Raw genomic sequence first — 19,816 nt, 5'->3', positions numbered from 1 at the left:
CCCGCGGCGCATGAAACCGGATTCCGTTTCCCCCCGGCGGCGCCTCGGCCGCCGCTTCCTGATCGAATGGATCGCGATCGGCTGCCTCGGGATCGCGGTGATCCTGTCGTGTGCGCTCGGCCGCCTGTCGTCGAGCGTCGACGGGCTGATCTACGACCGGCTGCTGATGCTGCGCAGCCTGCCGCTGTCTCCCGACGTGGTCGTCGTCGACATCGACAACCAGAGCGTGTCGGCGCTCGGCCGCTGGCCGTGGCCGCGCGACGTGCATGCGCGGCTGCTCGACACGCTGGCGCGCGCGCAGCCGGCCGCCGTCGTCTATGACGTGCTGTTCACCGAAGCGTCGCCGGAGGATCGCGCGTTCGCGGACGCGATGAGCCACGTACCGACCTTCCTGCCGGTGCTGCTGAGCCCCGAGCAGGCGGACGGCTCGCGTAGCGTCGATCCGCCGGTGGCCGCGTTGGCGGCGCGCGCGACGGGGCTCGGCCACATCAATCTCGAAGTCGATCGCGACGGCATCGTGCGCAGCGTCGCGCTGTTCGAAAGCGACGGACGTGTGCGCTGGCCGCAACTGATGGTGCCCGTCTACCGCGCGATCCAGGCCGGCCGGCTGCATCCGGTCGGCGGCGCGCCGGGCGCGAACGCGCACGACCTGTCGCGCGACGCGGCCGGCGAGGGCCGCTACCTGATCCCGTTCAGCCGCAACACGCCGGCCTATCCGACGCTGTCGTTCGTCGACGTGCTCGAAGGGCGTGTGAAGCCCGACGCGCTGCGCGGCAAGATCGTCGTGGTCGGCGTGACGGCGTCGGGGCTGTACGACCGGTTCGCGACGCCCGTGTCCGGCGAGTTCGGCCCGCTTGCCGGCGTGTATATCCATGCCAACGTGCTCGACATGCTGGCGACCGGCAGCGCGATCTCGCCCGCGTCGCGCGTGGGGCTGTTCGCCGCATCGCTGCTGCCGCTCGCCGCGCTGCTGGGCGGTTTCCTGATGCTGTCGCCGTGGCGCTCGCTGCTGCTGACGCTGAGCCTCGCCGCGCTCGCCGTCGTCGCGAGCCTGGCGCTGCTGTTCGAGGCGCGCATCTGGCTGTCGCCGGCGCCCGCGATCTTCGGGCTGGTCGCCGTCTACCCGATCTGGAACTGGCGGCGCCTGGAAATGACGATGTCGTACCTGCGCCGCGAGCTGCAGCGGCTCGCCGACGAGCCGCACCTGCTGCCCGAGGCGCCGCGCACGCGCAGCGTCGGCGGCGACGTGCTCGAGCGGCAGATGGCGCTGATGGCGCAAGCCGCGCAGCGCGTGCAGGACATGAAGCGCTTCGTGTGGGATAGCCTCGACAGCATGCCCGAGCCGATCTTCGTGACCGACCTGGCCGGCACCGTGCTGATCGCGAACCACGCGGCGAAGCGCTACGGGTCGCGGCTGTCGCTGCCGTTGCCGGAAGGGCGGCCGCTGCGCGCCGCGCTCGGCGAGCTGACGTTCATGAAGACCGTCGACGGCAACGCCGAACACGACGTGGCGATCCGCGAGCACTGGCCGGCCGTGCTGGACCCGACGCTCGAGGCCGAGCACGACGCGATGGCGCGCGGCATCGAGGTGCGCGATCGTGACGGGCTCGACCATCTGTTACGCTACGCGGCTTGTACGAACGCGCAGGGCCGCGTGACGGGCTGGATTGCCGGCCTCGTCGACGTGACCGAGCTGCACGCGGCCGAGCGGCATCGCGAGGAAGCGCTGCATCTGCTGTCGCACGACATGCGCTCGCCGCAGGCTTCGATTCTCGCGCTCGTCGAGATCGAGCGCGACCGCGTCGAGACCGACGCGACGCGCGGGCTGCTCGCGCGGATCGAGCGCTATGCGCATCGCGCGCTGTCGCTTGCCGACGAGTTCGTGCAGTTGGCGCGCGCGGAGTCGCAGGTGTACCAGCTCGAAGCGACGAGCCTCGTCGACGTGCTGATCGATGCGAGCGACGAAGTGTGGCCGCAGGCGCAGGCGAAGCACATCCGCATCGATACCGACGTCGGCACCGACATGTGCTGGGTGCGCGCGGATCGCTCGCTGATCACGCGCGCATTCGTGAACCTGTTGAACAACGCGGTCAAATACAGTCCGTCCGACACCGTGATCGCGTGTACGCTGACGGTCGAGCACGCGTCGAAACGGATGTTCTGTACGATTCGCGATCAGGGGTACGGCATTGCGCCGGAAGATCAGCGGCATCTGTTCGAGCGTTTCAAGCGATTCCATGCCGGCGAGCGGCCCGAGATCTCGGGTTCCGGGCTCGGCATGGCATTCGTGAAGACGGTCGTCACGCGCCATGGGGGCAGCGTGACGGTCGACAGCGAAGTGGGTGTCGGCACCGCGGTGACGGTGTCGCTGCCCGCGATCGACGAGCCGTCCGCCTGACAGGGCCGGGCGCGACGGCAGGCATTTGGGGAAAGCCATGAGAAAGGAATGGGCAGCGGCCGCGCTGGCGGCGTCGCTGTTGACGGGTTGCGCCGGCGTGACGAGCGGCGTGAGTGCGGTCGGGCAGCCGAATGCGTTTGCATCCGGCGCGCACGGCTACGATGTCGTCCGGACGGCCGCGCAGGCCAATGACGCAGACTACCGGCAGATCGAGACCCTCGTGCGCGACGAGCTCGCGCGCCGCGGCTTCGACGCGAAGCCGCTCGCGACCGCGCGTTACCGGCTGTCGATCGCGTATGCGACGCAGCCGGCTTCGGTTGCGGCGAGCGCCGACCAGTGCGGTGCCGCGAGCAGCGCCTGCGTGACGGTCGACGGGCCGGCGCCGTTCGCGCTGCCGTTCATGGGCAAGGTGTATCGCCACGTGCTGACGCTGCGTTTCGTCGATGCGAAATCGGGCGCCGACGTCTACCGCGTGTCGGCCGCGCTGCGCGACCGTGATCCCGGCGCGCAGCAGGCCGCGCCGGCGCTCGTGAAGAGCGCACTCGCGAAGGTGCCGTTCGGCGACGGTGGCGGCTGGCTCGTCAAGACGAAAAAAGACGACGCGGGCGCAATGCCGGGCGTCGTCTCGGTGAAGCCGGCCGCAGCGCGCTGAGCGGTGGCCGGTGAGGTGAGGGCGGGCCCGCCGGGGCGAGCCCTTGCCGCGCTCAGGCGGCCGGATGCGCGCCGTCGCGCGTGCGCAGGTAGGTGTCGAAATCCGCGCCGACTTCCGGGTGACGCAGCGCGAATTCGACCGTCGCCTTCAGGTAGCCGAGCTTGCTGCCGCAATCGTAGCGCGTGCCCTGATACTTGTAGGCCAGCACCTGCTCGTCGGCGAGCAGCGCCTGGATCGCGTCGGTGAGCTGCAGCTCGCCGCCCGCGCCGGGCTTCAGTGCACGCAGGTGCTCGAAGATCCGCGGCTTCAGGATGTAGCGGCCGACCACACCGAGGTTCGACGGCGCGACTTCCGGCGCCGGCTTCTCGACGATCGCCGACATCTTGACGATCGACTCTTCCCACTCCTTGCCGTCGACGATCCCGTACGACTTCGTTTCCGACGGCGGGATCTCTTCGACACCGATCACCGAGCTGTGATAGTGGTCGAACACGTTGACCATCTGCTTCATCACGGGCGGGTTGCCGTCGAGCAGGTCGTCGGCGAGGATCACCGCGAACGGGTTGTCGGCCACGAGCTTTTCCGCGCACAGCACCGCATGGCCGAGGCCGAGCGCTTCCGGCTGGCGCACGTAGAAGCAGTCGACATGGCTCGGCTTGATGCTGCGCACCAGCTCGAGCAGCTTTTCCTTGCCGCGCGCCTCGAGTTCCGCCTCGATCTCGTACGACTTGTCGAAGTGATCCTCGATCGCGCGCTTGCTGCGCCCGGTGACGAAGATCATTTCGGTGATGCCCGCGGCGATCGCTTCCTCGACCGCGTACTGGATCAGCGGCTTGTCGACGACCGGCAGCATTTCCTTCGGGCTCGCCTTCGTTGCCGGCAGGAACCGCGTGCCGAGGCCGGCAACGGGGAATACCGCCTTGGTGACTTTCAACATGATCGAACCTTTATTCCTGTAATCGACTTGTCAGACAGTCTATGTTCACGTCCCCATTATAGTGAACGCAAACGACCTTACCGTTTGTTACGCAGGCAACCGATCGAGCTGCGCGCGCAGTTTCTCGAGCGTGCTCTGGAACTCCACGACGCGTTTTTGCTCCTGTTCGACCACGGCCGGCGGCGCTTTCGCGACGAATGCCTCGTTGCCGAGCTTCGCGTTGCACTTCGCGATCTCGCCCGTCAGGCGCGCGATTTCCTTCGACAGGCGCTCGCGTTCGGCCGCGACGTCGATTTCCACCTTCAGCACCAGCTTGTTCGGGCCGACGATCGCGATCGGCGCGCCGTGCGCTTCCTTGTCGAGCGTGGCTTCGTCCGCGAGGATCTGCACTTCCGACAGGCGCGCGAGGGCCTGGACGTACGGCGCGAACGAGCGCAGGCGCTCGGCATCGCCGGCCGCGAGCAGCGGCACCTTCGTCGCCGGCGACAGGTTCATCTCGCCGCGCAGGTTGCGGCACGCGTCGACGATCGCCTTCAGGTCGGCCGCCCACTGCTCGGACGCCTCGTCGATCTTCTCCAGGTTCGCGACCGGATATGCCTGCGTCATCAGCGACGCTTCGCCTTCCGCCTTGCCTTGCGGATAGCGGCCGGCGAGCGGCGCGACCTTCTGCCAGAGCGCTTCGGTGATGAACGGGATGACCGGGTGCGCGAGGCGCAGCACCGTTTCGAGCACGCGCAGCAGCGTGCGGCGCGTGGCGCGCTGCTGTTCAGGCGTGCCGTTCTGGATCTGCACCTTCGCGAGCTCGAGATACCAGTCGCAGTACTCGTCCCACACGAACTTGTAGATGCTGGTCGCGACGTTGTCGAAGCGGTAATCGGCGAAACCCTTCGCCACGTCGGCCTCGGTGCGCTGCAGCAGCGACACGATCCAGCGGTCGGCCGCGGAGAAATCGAGGTAGCCGCCGGGGCCGCAGTCGCCCGCGCCGCAAACTTCCGGCTTGTCGGTGCCGCAATCGTGGCCTTCGCAGTTCATCAGCACGAAGCGCGTCGCGTTCCACAGCTTGTTGCAGAAGTTGCGATAGCCTTCGCAGCGCGCGAGGTCGAAGTTCACGTTGCGGCCGAGCGTCGCCATCGACGCCATCGTGAAGCGCAGCGCGTCGGTGCCGAACGCGGCGATGCCGTCCGGGAATTCCTTGCGCGTCTTCTTCTCGATCGTCGCGGCCTGCTTCGGATTCATCAGGCCCGTCGTGCGTTTCGCGACCAGCGTTTCGAGGTCGATGCCGTCGACGATGTCGATCGGGTCGAGCGTGTTGCCCTTGCTCTTCGACATCTTCTGGCCTTCCGCGTCGCGCACGAGGCCGTGTACGTAGACGGTATGGAACGGCACCTTGCCCGTGAAGTGCGTGGTCATCATCACCATCCGGGCGACCCAGAAGAAGATGATGTCGAAGCCCGTGACGAGCACCGACGACGGCAGGAAATGCTTCAGTTCAGGCGTTTCGTTCGGCCAGCCGAGCGACGAGAACGGCACGAGCGCCGACGAGAACCACGTGTCGAGCACGTCTTCGTCGCGCTTGAGCGCACCCGCGTAACCCTTCGCGGCGGCTTGCGCGCGCGCCTCTTCCTCGTTGCGCGCGACGAACACTTCGCCGTTCTCGCCGTACCACGCGGGAATCTGGTGGCCCCACCACAGCTGGCGAGAAATACACCAGTCCTGGATGTTCTCGAGCCACTGGTAGTAGGTGGTCGTCCAGTTTTCCGGGACGAACTTGATCTGGCCGTCGCGCACGACGTCGAGCGACACCTCGGTGATCGACTTGCCCGGATGGAACGTGCCTTCCGGTGCCGGCTTGGTCATCGCGACGAACCACTGGTCGGTCAGCATCGGCTCGATCACGACGCCCGTGCGGTCGCCGCGCGGCACCATCAGCTTGTGCGGCTTCACGGAGTCGAGGAACCCTTGCGCGTCGAGGTCGGCGACGATCGCCTTGCGCGCGTCGAAGCGGTCGAGGCCGCGATACTGCTCGGGGCCGTTGTCGTTGATCTTCGCGTCGAGCGTGAGGATCTCGATCGGGGCGAGCTTGTGGCGCAGGCCGACCTGGTAGTCGTTGAAGTCGTGCGCGGGCGTGACCTTCACGACGCCCGTGCCGAACTCGCGGTCGACGTAGTCGTCGGCGATCACCGGGATTTCGCGGCCGGTCAGCGGCAGCGTCACCAGTTTGCCGATCAGGTGCGCGTAGCGTTCGTCTTCCGGATGGACCATCAGCGCGACGTCGCCGAGCATCGTTTCCGGACGTGTCGTCGCGACGGTCAGCGAGCCCGAGCCGTCGACGAGCGGGTAGCGGATGTGCCACAGGTGGCCGTTTTCCTCTTCGCTCGCGACTTCGAGGTCCGACACGGCGGTGAGCAGCACCGGATCCCAGTTGACGAGGCGCTTGCCGCGGTAGATCAGGCCCTGTTCATAGAGGGCGACGAACACGTCGCGCACGGCGGCCGACATCTTGTCGTCCATCGTGAAGTATTCGCGCGACCAGTCGGTCGACGCGCCGAGACGGCGCACCTGGCCCGTGATCGTCGAACCGGACTGCTGCTTCCATTCCCATACGCGCTCGACGAACTTCTCGCGGCCGAGGTCGTGGCGCGACACGCCCTGCGCGTCGAGCTGGCGCTCGACGACGATCTGGGTGGCGATCCCTGCGTGGTCGGTGCCGGGCACCCACAGCGTGTTCTCGCCGAGCATCCGGTGGTAGCGGGCGAGGCCGTCCATGATCGTCTGGTTGAACGCGTGGCCCATGTGCAGCGTGCCCGTCACGTTCGGCGGCGGCAACTGGATCGCGAAATCGGGGCGCGACGGGTCGAACGCCGGGGCGGCATAGCCGCGTTTTTCCCACTCCGGCCCCCATTGGGCTTCGATGGTGTGGGGTTCGAAACTCTTCGCAAGCGTGCTGTCGCTCATGTTGGAAATCTGCCGAAAAATGCGTGAATTGGATGCCGAATCCGTCAATTATAAATGGATGCACATCGACCAGCCATCGCCTTGCCGGCGCGGGCCTGGCGCAAGGCGGCCGCGACGGGCTCGCGGCCTGCGACGGAACGGATCGGGAACGCCATCGCGCGGCCGACTTATAATGTCGGGTCCGCATTTTCCTCGCCCGTCCGCTGCCGCTCCATGCCCGATCTGCTCGCCAATCTGAACCCCGAACAATACGCCGCCGTCACGTTGCCGAACGAACCGGCGCTGATCCTCGCAGGGGCGGGCAGCGGCAAGACCCGCGTGCTGATCACGCGCATCGCGTGGCTGATCCAGCAGGGTTACGCGTCGCCGCCCACCGTGCTCGCCGTCACCTTCACGAACAAGGCCGCGCGCGAAATGATGGCGCGCCTGTCGGCGATGATGCCGATCGACACGCGCGGGATGTGGATCGGCACGTTCCACGGCCTCTGCAACCGGATGCTGCGCACGCACTGGCGCGACGCGGGCCTGCCGCAGACTTTCCAGATCCTCGACACGGCCGACCAGTTGTCCGCGATCAAGCGGCTGATGAAGGCCGCGAACGTCGACGACGAGAAATATCCGCCGAAGAACGTCCAGTACTTCATCAACAACGCGAAGGAGCAGGGGCTGCGCCCCGACAAGGTCGACGCGACCGACAGCTTCAACCGCAAGTTCGTCGAGCTGTACCAGGCGTACGACCAGCAGTGCCAGCGCGAAGGCGTCGTCGATTTCCCCGAGCTGCTGCTGCGCTGCTACGAGCTGCTCGCGTACAACGCGCCGCTGCGCGCGCACTATCAGGCGCGCTTCAAGCACATCCTCGTCGACGAGTTCCAGGACACCAACAAGCTGCAGTACGCGTGGCTCAAGATGCTCGCGGGCGGCCAGAACGCGATCTTCGCGGTCGGCGACGACGATCAGTCGATCTACGCGTTCCGCGGCGCGAACGTCGGCAACATGCGCGACTTCGAAGACGAATTCCGCGTGCGCAACCTGATCAAGCTCGAGCAGAACTACCGGTCGCACGGCAACATCCTCGACGCGGCGAACCAGTTGATCTCGAACAATGCGCACCGCCTCGGCAAGAACCTGCGCACCGACGCCGGCCACGGCGAGCCGGTACGCGTGTACGAGGCCAGCACCGATTCGCAGGAAGCCGGCTGGATCGTCGAGGAGATCCGCTCGCTGATCAACACCGGGATGGCGCGCAGCGAAGTGGCCGTCCTGTACCGCAGCAACGCGCAGTCGCGCTCGATCGAGCACACGCTGATGTCGTCGGGCATTCCGTACCGCGTGTATGGCGGCCTGCGCTTCTTCGAGCGCCAGGAAGTGAAGCACGCGCTCGCATACCTGCGCCTGATCGACAACCCGAGCGACGATACGGCGTTCGTGCGCGTCGTGAACTTCCCGACCCGCGGGATCGGCGCGCGCTCGATCGAACAGCTCGCCGACGCCGCGCGTCTCTACGACTGCTCGATGGCCGCCGCGATTCCGTACGTGACGGGCAAGGCCGGCACGAGCCTCGGCGCGTTCGCGAACCTGATCGCGAAGATGCGCGCCGAGACGCAGCAGATGAGCCTGCCCGAGACGGTCGAATACGTCGTGCGCGCGAGCGGCCTCGCCGATTTCTACCAGGGCGAGCGTGAAGGTCAGGACCGTCTCGAGAACTTGCAGGAACTCGTGAACGCGGCGACCGCGTTCGTCAGCGAGGAAGGGTACGGGCTCGACACGCCGGCCCGCTCGATCCCGCTGCGCGCGGGCGCGATCGCTGCGCCCGAGCTCGGCGCGGCGACGGACGACGCGTCGGTCGAGGTGCTCGATCCCGCGCCGCTCGCCGATCCCGCGCAGAACCCCGACACGATGACGCCGCTCGCCGGTTTCCTGTCGCATGCGTCGCTGGAGGCCGGCGACAACCAGGCGCAGGCCGGGCAGGACGCCGTGCAGCTGATGACGGTGCACGCGGCGAAGGGGCTCGAATTCTCGGCCGTGTTCATCACGGGCCTCGAAGAAGGGCTGTTCCCGCACGAGAACAGCGTGCTCGAATCGGACGGCCTCGAGGAAGAGCGCCGGCTGATGTACGTCGCGATCACGCGCGCGAAGGAGCGGCTCTACCTGTCGTTTGCGCAGAGCCGGATGCTGCATGGCCAGACGCGCTACAACGTGCGCTCGCGCTTCTTCGACGAACTGCCGGAGCACGTGCTGAAGTGGCTGACGCCGAAGGTCGAAGCCGGTTCGCGCTGGGGCGGGCGTTCGGACAATGCGGGCTACGGGCGCGACTGGTTCGCGCGGCCGGGCGGTGGCAGTCGCGAGCAGATCGTCGACGCGGCCGTGTCCGCGCCGCTGCCCGCATTTGCAGACAAGCAGCGCGCGGCCGACGCCGGCTTCCGGGTCGGCCAGCAGGTGTTCCATACGAAGTTCGGCGAAGGCACGGTGACCGCGCTCGAAGGCAACGGCGCCGATGCGAAGGCGCAGGTGAAGTTCAAGCGGCACGGCGAGAAGTGGCTCGCGCTCGCGGTCGCGAAACTGCAGGCGGTGGAATGACGAGTATCGACATGGTTTCCACGCCTTCGGCTCGCCCGCTCGGCATTCTTGCCGCGCTGCCCGAAGAACTCGGCGACCTGATCGCCGCGATGCGCGCCGAGGGCGCGATGAAGACGGTCACGCTTGGCCGCCGCGATTACCACGTCGGCACCGTGCACGGCGCGGCCTGCGTCGTCACGCTCGCGCGGGTCGGCAAGGTTGCGGCCGCCGCGACGGTCAGCGCGCTGATCCACGTGTTCGGCGTGGCGGGCGTCGTGTTTACCGGCGTGGCGGGCGGCGTGTCGCGCACGGTGCGCGTCGGCGATGTCGTCGTGGCCGATACGCTGCTGCAGCACGATCTCGACGCATCGCCGCTCTTTCCGCGCTACGAGGTGCCGCTGCTCGGCATCACGCGTTTTGCGACCGACGCGGCGCTGACCGCGCGCCTCCGGGAAGCGTGCACGCTGTTCGTCGCCGAAGAGGGCGCGCAGTTCGCCGAGCGCTTCGGGCTGGCCGGCGCGACGCTGCACGCGGGGCTCATCATCAGCGGCGACCGGTTCGTGTCGAGCGAGCGCGAGGTCGTCGCGTTGCGCGACGCGCTGCCGGACGCGCTCGCGGTCGAAATGGAAGGCGCCGCGATCGCGCAGGTGTGTGCGGAGCACGACGTGCCGTTCGCGCTGGTGCGCACGATTTCCGATACGGCCGATGACCACGCGACGCAGTCGTTCTCGCATTTCCTGTCGGCGATCGCGAGCAGCTATTCGTCCGGCATCCTCAAGCGTTTCCTGACGCTGCATGCGACGACGGCGGCCTGAAGCCGCCGTCTCGTCGAGCGAAAAACGGCCGCGGCGCCAGCAGGCGCGCCGCGGCCGTTTTTTCATGCCTTCTTGCGCCGGCTGCTTTCGAGGTTCGGCAGGAACACCGTCAGCACGCCGATCAGCGGCAGGAACGAACACACCTTGTAGACGAACGTGATGCTCGTCGCATCGGCGAGCTGGCCGAGCACGGCCGCGCCGACGCCGCCCAGGCCGAACGCGAAGCCGAAGAACAGGCCGGCGACCATCCCGACCTTGCCGGGCATCAGTTCCGTCGCATAGACGAGGATCGCGGCGAATGCCGACGCGAGCACGATGCCGATGATGACGGTCAGCACGCTCGTCCAGAACAGGTTCGCGTACGGCAGCAGCAGCGTGAACGGCGCGACGCCGAGGATCGACACCCAGATCACGTACTTGCGGCCGATCCGGTCGCCGACGGGCCCGCCGATCAGCGTGCCGGCCGCCACCGCCGCGAGAAACACGAACAGGTGGATCTGCGCGGCCTGCACCGACAGGTGGAACTTGTCGATCAGGTAGAACGTGAAATAGCTGTTGATGCTCGCGAGGTAGAAGTACTTCGAGAACACGAGCAGCACCAGCACGCCGATCGCGCCGATCACGCGGCCGCGCGACAGCGTCGGGTGGCCGGCCGATACGGCTTTCTTCTTCATCGAAGGATGCTTCTTGTACCAGTGGCCGATCTGCGTGAGCACGACCATCGCGACGAGCGCGGCCGCGGAGAACCACGCGATGCTGCGCTGGCCGTGCGGAATGATCACGAGCGCGGCGAGCAGCGGCCCGAGCGCGGAACCCGCGTTGCCGCCGACCTGGAACACCGACTGCGCGAGCCCGTGCTGGCCGCCCGACGCCATCCGCGCGACGCGCGACGATTCAGGATGGAACACCGACGAGCCGCAGCCGACCAGCGCGGCGGCCACCAGCAGCACGGGGAAGCTCGGCGCGACCGACATCAGCAGCAGCCCCGCGAGCGTGAAGCCCATGCCGACCGGCAGCGAATACGGTTTCGGCCGCTTGTCGGTATAGAGGCCGACGAGCGGCTGCAGCAGCGACGCGGTGATCTGGTAGGTGAGCGTGATGAGGCCGATCTGCGCGAACGACAGCGCGAACTGGCTCTTGAGCATCGGATAGATCGCGAGGATCAACGACTGGATCATGTCGTTGAGCATGTGCGAGAAGCTGATCGCGCCGAGCACCGGGTAGACGGTGCGCGGAGCGGGGGGCGCGGACGGCTGGGCGGCGGCTGCGCCGGCGGTACCCGTGTCGAGACTGGTTTCCATGTGAGCTGAGCGAGTTGAGGTGGCGGGCGCGCTCTGATGGGGATCGGCGCGTTTTCAATCGTTGTTGCGTCAAAGAAGTGTAATTTGGCGTATCGAGAATGTCCTGCCAAGTTTTATCGCGATTCGGACATTCCTGTGATGAATCGGCCGGTGCCCGTTTTTTTGACCGGGTATAACGCTGGCGGCGCGTTCGCCCGTCAGCGGGGCGCCCTCGGGCCCGATGCGTGTTTTATCGGACTCAAGAAACGGCGGTGGCAGCCGTAGAACGACGTAATGACAACAGGCGCGCCGCGCCCGGCACCGGCTATCCGCCGTGCGGGCGCAGGACGCGCGGCATGGCCAGCCATCGCGGGAATGCCGGGACCGACCTTTCCGGCCGCGTGATCAATACGGGGATATATCGATGAAAGCAGCATCATTGCATCCGCAGCCGGGTGCGGCCGCCGCCGCACCCGACGTTGCCGCCGGCCGCGCCGCACGGCGTGTGCGCGCGGCGCGTCGCGAGCGCCGGCCGTGGACCGTCAAGGCGACGTTGCGCGCCGCGTTCGCGATCCTGCTGGCCGGCACGCTGGCGATCGGCGTGTTTTCGCTGTGGCAGATCAGCCGACTGAACGCGTCGATCGCGTCGGTCTACGAGCAGGGCCACGTCGCGAGCCGCGCGGCGCAGGAGGTGCGGGCCGAGGTGCTGCGCGCGAGCCGTGCGCAGAAGATGCTGCTGACCGCGACCACCGCGAAGGAGCGCGACGAACTGGGCGCAGAGGTCGACGCGGGGCTCGCGTCGATCGGCCAGGCGCTCGGCACGCTGCAGCGCTACGCGGATCCGGTCGACGCCGACGATTCGGCGCGGTTGCACGCGTTCTCGACGGCCGTCGGCGCGTGGAGCGGACATCTGCGCGATTTCGTCTCGCTCGTGCGCGCGCAGCCGCTCGACCTGTCGCAGATGAACTGGCAGGTCGGCACGCAGGACGTGTCGCTGCTGGTCGAAACCGGCAAGCTCGAAAAACTCGTCGCCGAACTCGTTAAGACGCGCGGCGCGAAGTCGAAGGCGACGCTCGATGCGTCCGCCACCATCTTCTCGTCGTCGTTCGCGATGATCGCGGCGATGACGGCCGCGCTGATCGTGCTCGCGATCGTGATCGCCGAACGCGTCGTGCGCCGCCTCGCGTCGCAACTCGGCGGCGAGCCCGCGCATGCGAAGGCGATCGCCGCGGATATCGCGCGCGGTGACCTGACGCGCCCGATCGCGCTCGGCCGGCACGACCGCGACAGCATGGTGCGCGCGCTGGCCGAGATGCAGACGGGGCTCGCGGCGACCGTCGGCGAGATCGCCGTCAGCGCCGAGGCCATCGCGGCTGCATCGGGCGAGATCTCGACCGGCAATCTCGACCTGTCGCGGCGCACCGAGCAGCAGGCCGTCGCGCTCGAGCGCACCGCGGCTAGCATGGAGCAGCTCACGTCGACGGTGCGGCAGAACGCAGAGAATGCGCGGCAGGCGAGTTCGCTCGCGGCCAATGCGTCGTCCGTCGCGGAGGCGGGCGGGGAAGTCGTCGGGCGCGTGGTCGCGACGATGAGCGAGATCGACGATAGCGCGAAGAATATTCGCGACATCATCGGCACGATCGAGGGGATCGCGTTCCAGACCAACATTCTCGCGTTGAATGCGGCGGTCGAGGCTGCGCGCGCCGGCGAACAGGGGCGCGGTTTCTCGGTGGTCGCGGGCGAGGTGCGGCTGCTCGCGCAGCGCGCGGCGACCGCGGCGAAGGAGATCCGCACGCTGATCGGCGCGTCGGTCGAGCGCGTCGCGAACGGCGCGGCGCTCGCGCACGATGCGGGCCGTACGATGGGCGACGTCGTGCGCGCGGTGAAGCGCGTGACGGACATCATCGGCGAGATTTCCGCGGCGTCGGACGAACAGAGCGCGGGCATCGACGAGATCGGCCGCGCGGTCACGCAGATGGACGCCGGCACGCAGCAGAACGCGGCGCTCGTCGAACAGGCGGCCGCCGCGGCGAACGCGCTCGACGAGCAGGCTCAGGCGCTCAAGATGCTGGTCGGGCGTTTCCGCATCGCGGCCTGAGCGCCGCCCGAGCGTCGCGCGATTACGACTTCTTCTGCTTGTCCGGATCGATGATGACCGTGCAGGTCGTGCCCGCTGACAGCACCACGTCGGCCGGCACTTCGTCGATCCTGATGCGCACCGGCACGCGCTGTGCGAGGCGCACCCAGTTGAAGGTCGGGTTCACGTCCGCGACGAGGTCGCGGCTTTGCGGGTTGTCGCGATCGTAGATGCCGCGCGAGATGCTCTCGACGTGGCCCTTCATCACGCCGCCGCTCATCAGCCGCATCTCGGCCGGCGCGCCGATCTTCACGCGCGGCAGCTTGGTTTCCTCGAAGTAGCCGTAGACCCAGAACGAATGGCTGTCGACGATCGCGAGCTTCGCCTGGCCGGCCACCGCGTAGTTGCCCTTGAACGTCTGCAGGTTCGTGATGTAGCCGTCGACCGGCGCGACGACGCGCGTGCGCTCGAGATTGAGCTTCGCGGCGTCGAGCGCGGCGATCGCCTGCTGGTACTGCGCATCGGCGCTCGACGCGCTGTGCGCCGCGTTCTCGCGGTTTTCCTTCGACACGACGAGCGCGTCGAGATCCGCGCGGCGGGCCGCGTCGTCGCGGCGCATCTGCAGTTCCGCGCGGCGGGCGGCGACGGCCGCCTGCGCCTGCTCGACCGCGATCTGGTAGTGCGACGGGTCGATCTGCATGATCAGGTCGCCCTTTTTCACGAGCTGGTTGTCATGCACGGGCAGCTCGACGATCGCGCCCGACACGTCCGGCGCGACGTTGACGATCTCGGCGCGCACGCGCCCGTCGCGCGTCCACGGATCTTCCATGTAGTGCACCCACAGCGAGTGCCCGATCAGGATCGCGACGAGAAGGATGACGGCGGTCGCGACGAAGCCGAAGAGTTTTCTGAGAATCATGATGGTTCGGAATCAACGGTAAACGGCAAGACTCAGTCCGCCGCAAATGCAGACGAGAAGGCAGGCCCGGAACAGCGCCGGGTGCCAGACGAGACGGTAGAGGCCCGTGTAGGCGAGCAGGCGGTCGACGGCCCAGGTCGCGAGCGCGCCCAGGACGAACATCAGCACCACCGTGGGCATGTAGGCATCGAGAATGGCGATTTCACGCGGCATCATGACGAGGCTCCTGGTTGGGGACGCACGGGGCGGTTGCGGTTGAGCGGCTCGAGCGGCGATTCCGGATCGAGCAGCGCCGTGCGCACGAAATGCAGATGGCTGAGAATGCGCTGCAGCCGGTGGCGCTCGTCGCGCGACGGCTCGAACGCGTCGAGCGTCTGCCGGGTCGCGTCGATCGCCGCATTGGTCGCGGCAAGCGTCGCGTCGAAGCGCTCGGCGCTCGGCTTCGTGAACAGCGTCGACAGCGCGGCGCGCATCGTCTCGATCGCGCGACGCCACGGCATCGCCGGCGCATAGCGCGGGTCGGACGGCAGCGCCGCCAGCTCGTGGCGCAGGTCGATCGCGGCGTTGCCTGTTTCCAGCACCGCGAACATCCAGCGCAGCGCGTCGCGCTGTACGTCGGGCTGGTCGGCCGACAGCGTGTGCGCCTGGTACATCAGGTCGCGTGCGCCGCTCTCGAAGCGCGTGCGCAACCCGGCGAGCCGCGCATGGCAGGCCGCGACGGCCTGGTGACGCAGGTCGGCGAACAGCCGCTTCTTGAGCCACGGCGCGGTCGGCGGGAACAGCACCGCGAACGCGATCGCCGATACCAGCATCGACAGCACGAGCGCGAGCGCGTCGTTCATGAAGCTGGTCGGATCGTAGTGCGTGATGCTGTCCGGGCCGGCGAGGAAGCAGAAGAAGATCAGGTAACCCATCCCGTAGCCCGCGAGCTTCGGCTTCAGCGTCATGTAGATGCCGATCGCGAGCAGCGGCGCGAGCGCGACGCACAGCAGCGGGAAGCCGTCGATGTGCGGATAGATGCCGAACGTCAGCAGGAACCCGGTGCAGACGGCGAGCGCCGTTCCCATCCCCATTTGCGCGGACATCGCGGTCGGGCGCGGCGTCGACGACGCGAGCGCGCAGGTGGCCGCCGCCGTCAACGTGAGCGTCACGCCGCTCGGCCACGCGGTCTCGATCCAGAACCAGCCGAGCAGCAGGATCACGGTCGCGGTGCGGATCGCGGCGATCACCATGGCCGTCACGTTGGTGCGCGGCTCGTAGCGTTCGATCCAGCGTTCGCGTTCGTGCGTCGCGGTCGACAGCGACGCGTAGGTCGCCGCGTATTCGTGCAGGTCGGTGATGAAGCGGTACAGCAGTTCGGCGGCCGTATCGAAGTCGAGCAGTGGAAAGTCCGGCTGCGTTTCGAGCGCCGCGCGCGTCGCGCGGATGCGGCGCGGCAGCGCGTCGCGCCACGCGAGCAGTTGCTCGGCCGCCTGGCCCGCGTCGGTCGACGTGCGCACGGGTTCGCCGGCAGGCGTCAGCAGCAGCGGCGCGATCTCGCGGAAGTACGGCTCGATCGCATCGATCGCGGCCTGCGCGCCGGCTGCATGCAGCCGGTTCATCAACTGGTGCAGCGCATGGAAACGGCTCGATGCGCTCATGAACTCGCTGTTCAGCCGCGCGAGGCGGCCGCTGCGCATCCGCGTGTCCGGATCCTCGAACACGGCCATGCTGCGCGCGGCTTCGAACCCGACCACGTCGGCGACGAAGCGCGTATGGATGGATTCGATATGCGCACGATCCAGCTTGCCCGACAGCGCCGATGCGACGTAGTCGACGAAGCTGCCGAAGCGCTTGCGCACCGTCGTGCGCATCTGCTCGCCCGTGGTCTGCGGGAACACGAGCGCGCTGACCACGCCGGCCGACACGATCCCGACCATGATTTCGGCCACGCGCGTCATCGCGCTCATGAACGCGCCGTCCGGGTGTTGCGACGCGGGCAGGCCGATCAGCGCGGTCGTGTAGCCGGCCAGCAGGAAACCGTAGCTGCGGAAGTTGCGGTTGCGCGCGGCGCCGGCCGTGCACAGCGCGACCCACAGCGCGACCGCCAGCAGGAACAGTTGCGGCTGCTGCGGGAACAGCCCGACGAACGTGAGCGTCGCGATGAGCCCGAAGATCGTTCCGGCGACGCGGTAGAAGCTCTTCGCGAGCACCGCGCCGCTTTGCGGCTGCATCACGATGAACACCGTCGTCAGCGCCGTTTTCGGCGCGGGCAGGTCGAGCCGCATCGACACGCCGGTCGCGATGAACGCGGCGAGCAGCGCCTTGAACAGGTAGAGCCACGCGGCGCCGTCGGTGCGGGCCCAGTCGCCGAACGCGGCGTACCAGGCCGCGAGCGGGCCGCCGGCGTGCGTGGAAGCGGATGAGGAGGCTGACATGGCGGGCGCTCCGCGTTACCGTGCGGCCGGCGTGCCGGACGCGCCGGCCGTCGCGACCTGCGCGGGCCGGGCGACGGCCGCCGAGGGTTTGGCAGCCGATGCGCCGGCGGGCGCTTGCGCGCTGCCGGATTTCGGTGCGCTGCCGGTCGACGCTTCGTCGCGGGGCACGTCCTCGCCGGTCTCGACCCCGCCGCCCAGCGCGGCCATCAACTGCGCATGCGCGGCGAGACGTTCGGCATCGATGCGGGCCGCCGTTTCCTGCGCACGCAGCAGTTGCTGCTGCGCGATCAGCACGTTCACGTAATCGGTCAGCCCGCGGCGGAAGCCTTCGCGCGACAGCTGGTAGCTGCGGTCGTTGGCGGCCACCGAGCGTGCGGCGTCCTTCTTCTGCGTATCGAGCGAGCGGATCCGCACGACCTGATCGGCGATGTCCTTGAGTGCGCCGACGATCGTCTGGTTGTAGCGCTCGACCGCCTGGTCGTAACCAGCATTCGCGGCGCCGAGCTGCGCGCGCAGCCGGCCGCCTTCGAAGATCGGCAGCGACAGCGCGGGGCCGGCCGTCCAGCCGCCGTTCATCGCGCGCAGGAAGTCGGTGAACGGCGCGGTCACGCCGAAGCCGCCGACCGTCGCGAGCAGGTCGATGTTCGGGTAGAACGAAGCCTTCGCGACATCGATGCCGCGCGCCTGTGCGTCGACCGTCCAGCGCGCCGCGACGACGTCGGGGCGGCGGCCGAGCAGGTCGGCCGGCATCGCCGACGGCAGGCCGGCCGGCGCATCGAGCGCAAGCTGCGGCCGCTTGATCGCGTCGCCGGCGCCCGGGCCCTTGCCGGCCAGCGCGGCGAGCTGATGGCGCGCGAGCTGGACCGCTTCTTCATAGCTGTCGATCTGGCGCTCGTAGTCGGGCAGCGTCGATTCCGCCTGGCTCACTTCGAGCTGTGTGCCGAGGCCGGCCTGCAGCCGCTTGCGCGCGAGATCGGCGAGCGAGCGCTGGCGCTCGAACGTTTCGTGCGCGAGGTCGAGCAGCGCATAGTTCATCGACATGCCGACATACGCCCGCACGACGTTGACTTCGAGTTCGAGCTTTGCCGCACGCGCGTCGGCGGCTGTTGCATGCGCGGTGTCGAGCGCGCGTTCGGTCGCGTTCTTGTCCTTGCCCCACAGGTCGAGGTGGTACGACAGGCCGAGCGTGCCGGTGTTGTTCCAGGTATCGGCGTTCGCGAGCGGGCCCGGGCCGTAGTACACGTTGTCGGGCCAGTGCTCGCGCATCAACGACAGATTGCCGTTGATCTGCGGCAGTTCGGCCGAGCGGGCGACGCGCGCCATCGCTTGCGCTTCGCGCACGCGCGCCTCGGCGGCCGCGAGCGTCGGGTTGCCGGCCTGGGCCGCGGCAATCCACGTGTCGAGCTGCGGATCGCGGTAGGCGCGCCACCAGTCGGCCGCGGGCCAGCCCGCGTCACGGTCGGCCGCGCGGATCGCGGCACCGGCGTCGAGCGCGTTCGCCTCGATGCGAGCCGACTGCGGTTTGTTGTCGCCCATGCTCGCGCATCCGGCCATTATTAATGAGACTGCAAGAACCGCCAGTGCGAGCGTCCCTTTTGTCGCCGGAGACTGCACGATTTTCTCCCTTTCGGATATAGATGAGCCGGATGGGATTATATTTTTCAGTGATTCCTGAATAAATGGACAACGGTGCAAGTCATTTTTACGAATCCTGAGACAATATTTGTTCGCTCCTGTGCAACAATCCCTCCGGATTCAAACGGGTAATGGGATGGATACGTTACAAAACATGCGGGTATTCGTCCGCGTGGTCGACGCGGGAAGCTTTACCGCGGCCGCCCAGCAGATGAATTCGACTACCGCCTATGCATCGCGCGCGGTCTCGGATCTCGAGGCCCACCTGCGCACGCGCCTCTTGAACCGCACGACGCGGCGGATCGCGCTCACCGAAGCCGGCGAGCGCTACCTGCAGCGCTGCGAGCAGATCCTCGCGTATGTCGACCAGGCCGAAGCCGAGGCCGGCGACGCGCACGCGCGCCCGTCGGGCAAGCTGAAGGTTCATTGCTTCACGAGCCTCGGCCAGCACTATCTGGTGCCGGCCATCGCGCGCTATCGCGAGCGCTACCCGGACGTGCACGTCGAGCTGACGCTCGCGCAACGGATGCCCGACCTGCTCGATGAGGGGTACGACGTCGCGATCGTCGTCGGCCGTGACCTGCCCGATTCGGGGCTCGTGTCGCAGCGGCTCGGCGAGAGCTACAGCGTCGTGTGCGCATCGCCCGGCTACGTCGAGGCGCATGGCGTGCCGCAGCAGCCGGCGGATCTCACGCAGCACGTGTGTCTCGGGATGGTCACGCCGGGGTTTCACTTCGACGAATGGACACTGTCGGGGCCGGATGGCGACGAGGTGTTCCCGGTCACGGCGCCGCCGTTCCGCGTGAATGTCGCCGAAGCGCTCGCGGTGGCCGTACGGGAGGGGATGGGGGTCGGCGGATTGCCGCTCTATTCGGCGATCGGCTGGCTGCGCAGCGGGCACATCGTGCGCGTGATGCCCGAGTACAGGTCGCACGTGATGAACATTTACGCGCTGTATCCGTCGCGCCAGTACCTCGACGCGAAAATCCGCACATGGGTCGATTTCCTGCGCGACGAGTTGCCGGCCACGCTCGCGGCAGACGAAGCCGCGCTCCAGCAGTACACGCGTGCGACATGACCGCGCGGTTCGCCGCAATCTGACGAGATTTGTCCTTCACGCAACATTTTTTTACGAACGCGTGTCAGACAGTTTGATACTGTTGAAGTTATCGAGA

The 19,816-nt window shown here is 67.8% G+C and carries 13 protein-coding genes; 6 read left to right on the top strand and 7 right to left on the bottom strand.

Going from position 1 to position 19,816, the window contains the following annotated elements:
- The first annotated feature begins 10 nt into the window (after nt 1-10).
- Nucleotides 11-2,398: a CHASE2 domain-containing protein gene (locus tag BBJ41_RS04900; protein ID WP_069745553.1), complete on the top strand. Its 2,388-nt coding sequence runs from the start codon at nt 11-13 to the stop codon at nt 2,396-2,398.
- Between the two features lie 37 nt (nt 2,399-2,435).
- Nucleotides 2,436-3,050 (top strand): DUF4136 domain-containing protein, encoded by a 615-nt coding sequence (locus tag BBJ41_RS04895; RefSeq protein WP_069745552.1) that lies wholly within the window; start codon nt 2,436-2,438, stop codon nt 3,048-3,050.
- A gap of 52 nt (nt 3,051-3,102) precedes the next feature.
- Here BBJ41_RS04895 and galU read toward each other — a convergent pair whose 3' ends face one another.
- Nucleotides 3,103-3,987: a UTP--glucose-1-phosphate uridylyltransferase GalU gene (galU, locus tag BBJ41_RS04890; RefSeq protein WP_069745551.1), complete on the bottom strand. Its 885-nt coding sequence runs from the start codon at nt 3,985-3,987 to the stop codon at nt 3,103-3,105.
- Nucleotides 3,988-4,074: 87 nt separating this feature from the next.
- Nucleotides 4,075-6,942 (bottom strand): valine--tRNA ligase, encoded by a 2,868-nt coding sequence (locus tag BBJ41_RS04885; protein ID WP_069745550.1) that lies wholly within the window; start codon nt 6,940-6,942, stop codon nt 4,075-4,077.
- A 213-nt stretch (nt 6,943-7,155) separates the two neighbouring features.
- Between BBJ41_RS04885 and BBJ41_RS04880 the strand changes: the two genes are divergently transcribed.
- Nucleotides 7,156-9,519, top strand: coding sequence for a UvrD-helicase domain-containing protein (locus BBJ41_RS04880; protein WP_069745549.1), 2,364 nt, complete (start codon nt 7,156-7,158; stop codon nt 9,517-9,519).
- Nucleotides 9,516-10,313: a 5'-methylthioadenosine/adenosylhomocysteine nucleosidase gene (locus tag BBJ41_RS04875; protein WP_069745548.1), complete on the top strand. Its 798-nt coding sequence runs from the start codon at nt 9,516-9,518 to the stop codon at nt 10,311-10,313. Before BBJ41_RS04880 ends, BBJ41_RS04875 begins: the two co-directional genes overlap by 4 nt.
- Before the next feature lie 62 nt (nt 10,314-10,375).
- On the opposite strand, the gene BBJ41_RS04870 is transcribed toward BBJ41_RS04875, so the two are convergent.
- Nucleotides 10,376-11,614 carry an MFS transporter gene (locus tag BBJ41_RS04870; protein WP_069745547.1) on the bottom strand — a complete coding sequence of 413 codons (1,239 nt, stop codon included), beginning with the start codon at nt 11,612-11,614 and terminating at the stop codon, nt 10,376-10,378.
- A 403-nt stretch (nt 11,615-12,017) separates the two neighbouring features.
- Between BBJ41_RS04870 and BBJ41_RS04865 the strand changes: the two genes are divergently transcribed.
- A complete protein-coding gene (locus BBJ41_RS04865; protein WP_069745546.1) occupies nt 12,018-13,691 on the top strand; it encodes a methyl-accepting chemotaxis protein in 1,674 nt (557 codons plus the stop codon).
- A gap of 22 nt (nt 13,692-13,713) precedes the next feature.
- On the opposite strand, the gene BBJ41_RS04860 is transcribed toward BBJ41_RS04865, so the two are convergent.
- The 4 genes from BBJ41_RS04860 to BBJ41_RS04845 are packed head-to-tail and all read right to left on the bottom strand — an operon-like array spanning nt 13,714 to nt 18,620.
- Nucleotides 13,714-14,589: an efflux RND transporter periplasmic adaptor subunit gene (locus tag BBJ41_RS04860; protein ID WP_069745545.1), complete on the bottom strand. Its 876-nt coding sequence runs from the start codon at nt 14,587-14,589 to the stop codon at nt 13,714-13,716.
- A gap of 12 nt (nt 14,590-14,601) precedes the next feature.
- Entirely contained in the window at nt 14,602-14,805 is a 204-nt protein-coding gene (locus BBJ41_RS04855) for a DUF1656 domain-containing protein (RefSeq protein WP_069745544.1), read from the bottom strand.
- Nucleotides 14,802-17,006 carry an FUSC family protein gene (locus BBJ41_RS04850; RefSeq protein WP_069745543.1) on the bottom strand — a complete coding sequence of 735 codons (2,205 nt, stop codon included), beginning with the start codon at nt 17,004-17,006 and terminating at the stop codon, nt 14,802-14,804. The genes BBJ41_RS04855 and BBJ41_RS04850 overlap by 4 nt, the downstream gene beginning before the upstream one ends.
- Before the next feature lie 15 nt (nt 17,007-17,021).
- A complete protein-coding gene (locus BBJ41_RS04845) occupies nt 17,022-18,620 on the bottom strand; it encodes an efflux transporter outer membrane subunit (protein ID WP_083281803.1) in 1,599 nt (532 codons plus the stop codon).
- A 157-nt stretch (nt 18,621-18,777) separates the two neighbouring features.
- Between BBJ41_RS04845 and BBJ41_RS04840 the strand changes: the two genes are divergently transcribed.
- On the top strand, nt 18,778-19,719 hold the full coding sequence (locus BBJ41_RS04840) for a LysR family transcriptional regulator (RefSeq protein ID WP_069745541.1): 942 nt from the start codon (nt 18,778-18,780) through the stop codon (nt 19,717-19,719).
- The last annotated feature ends 97 nt before the right edge of the window (nt 19,720-19,816 follow it).

Source organism: Burkholderia stabilis (assembly GCF_001742165.1).
Classification (GTDB): domain Bacteria; phylum Pseudomonadota; class Gammaproteobacteria; order Burkholderiales; family Burkholderiaceae; genus Burkholderia; species Burkholderia stabilis.
Note: the sequence above shows the minus strand (reverse complement) of the source record. Positions and strands in the feature narration are given on the sequence as shown.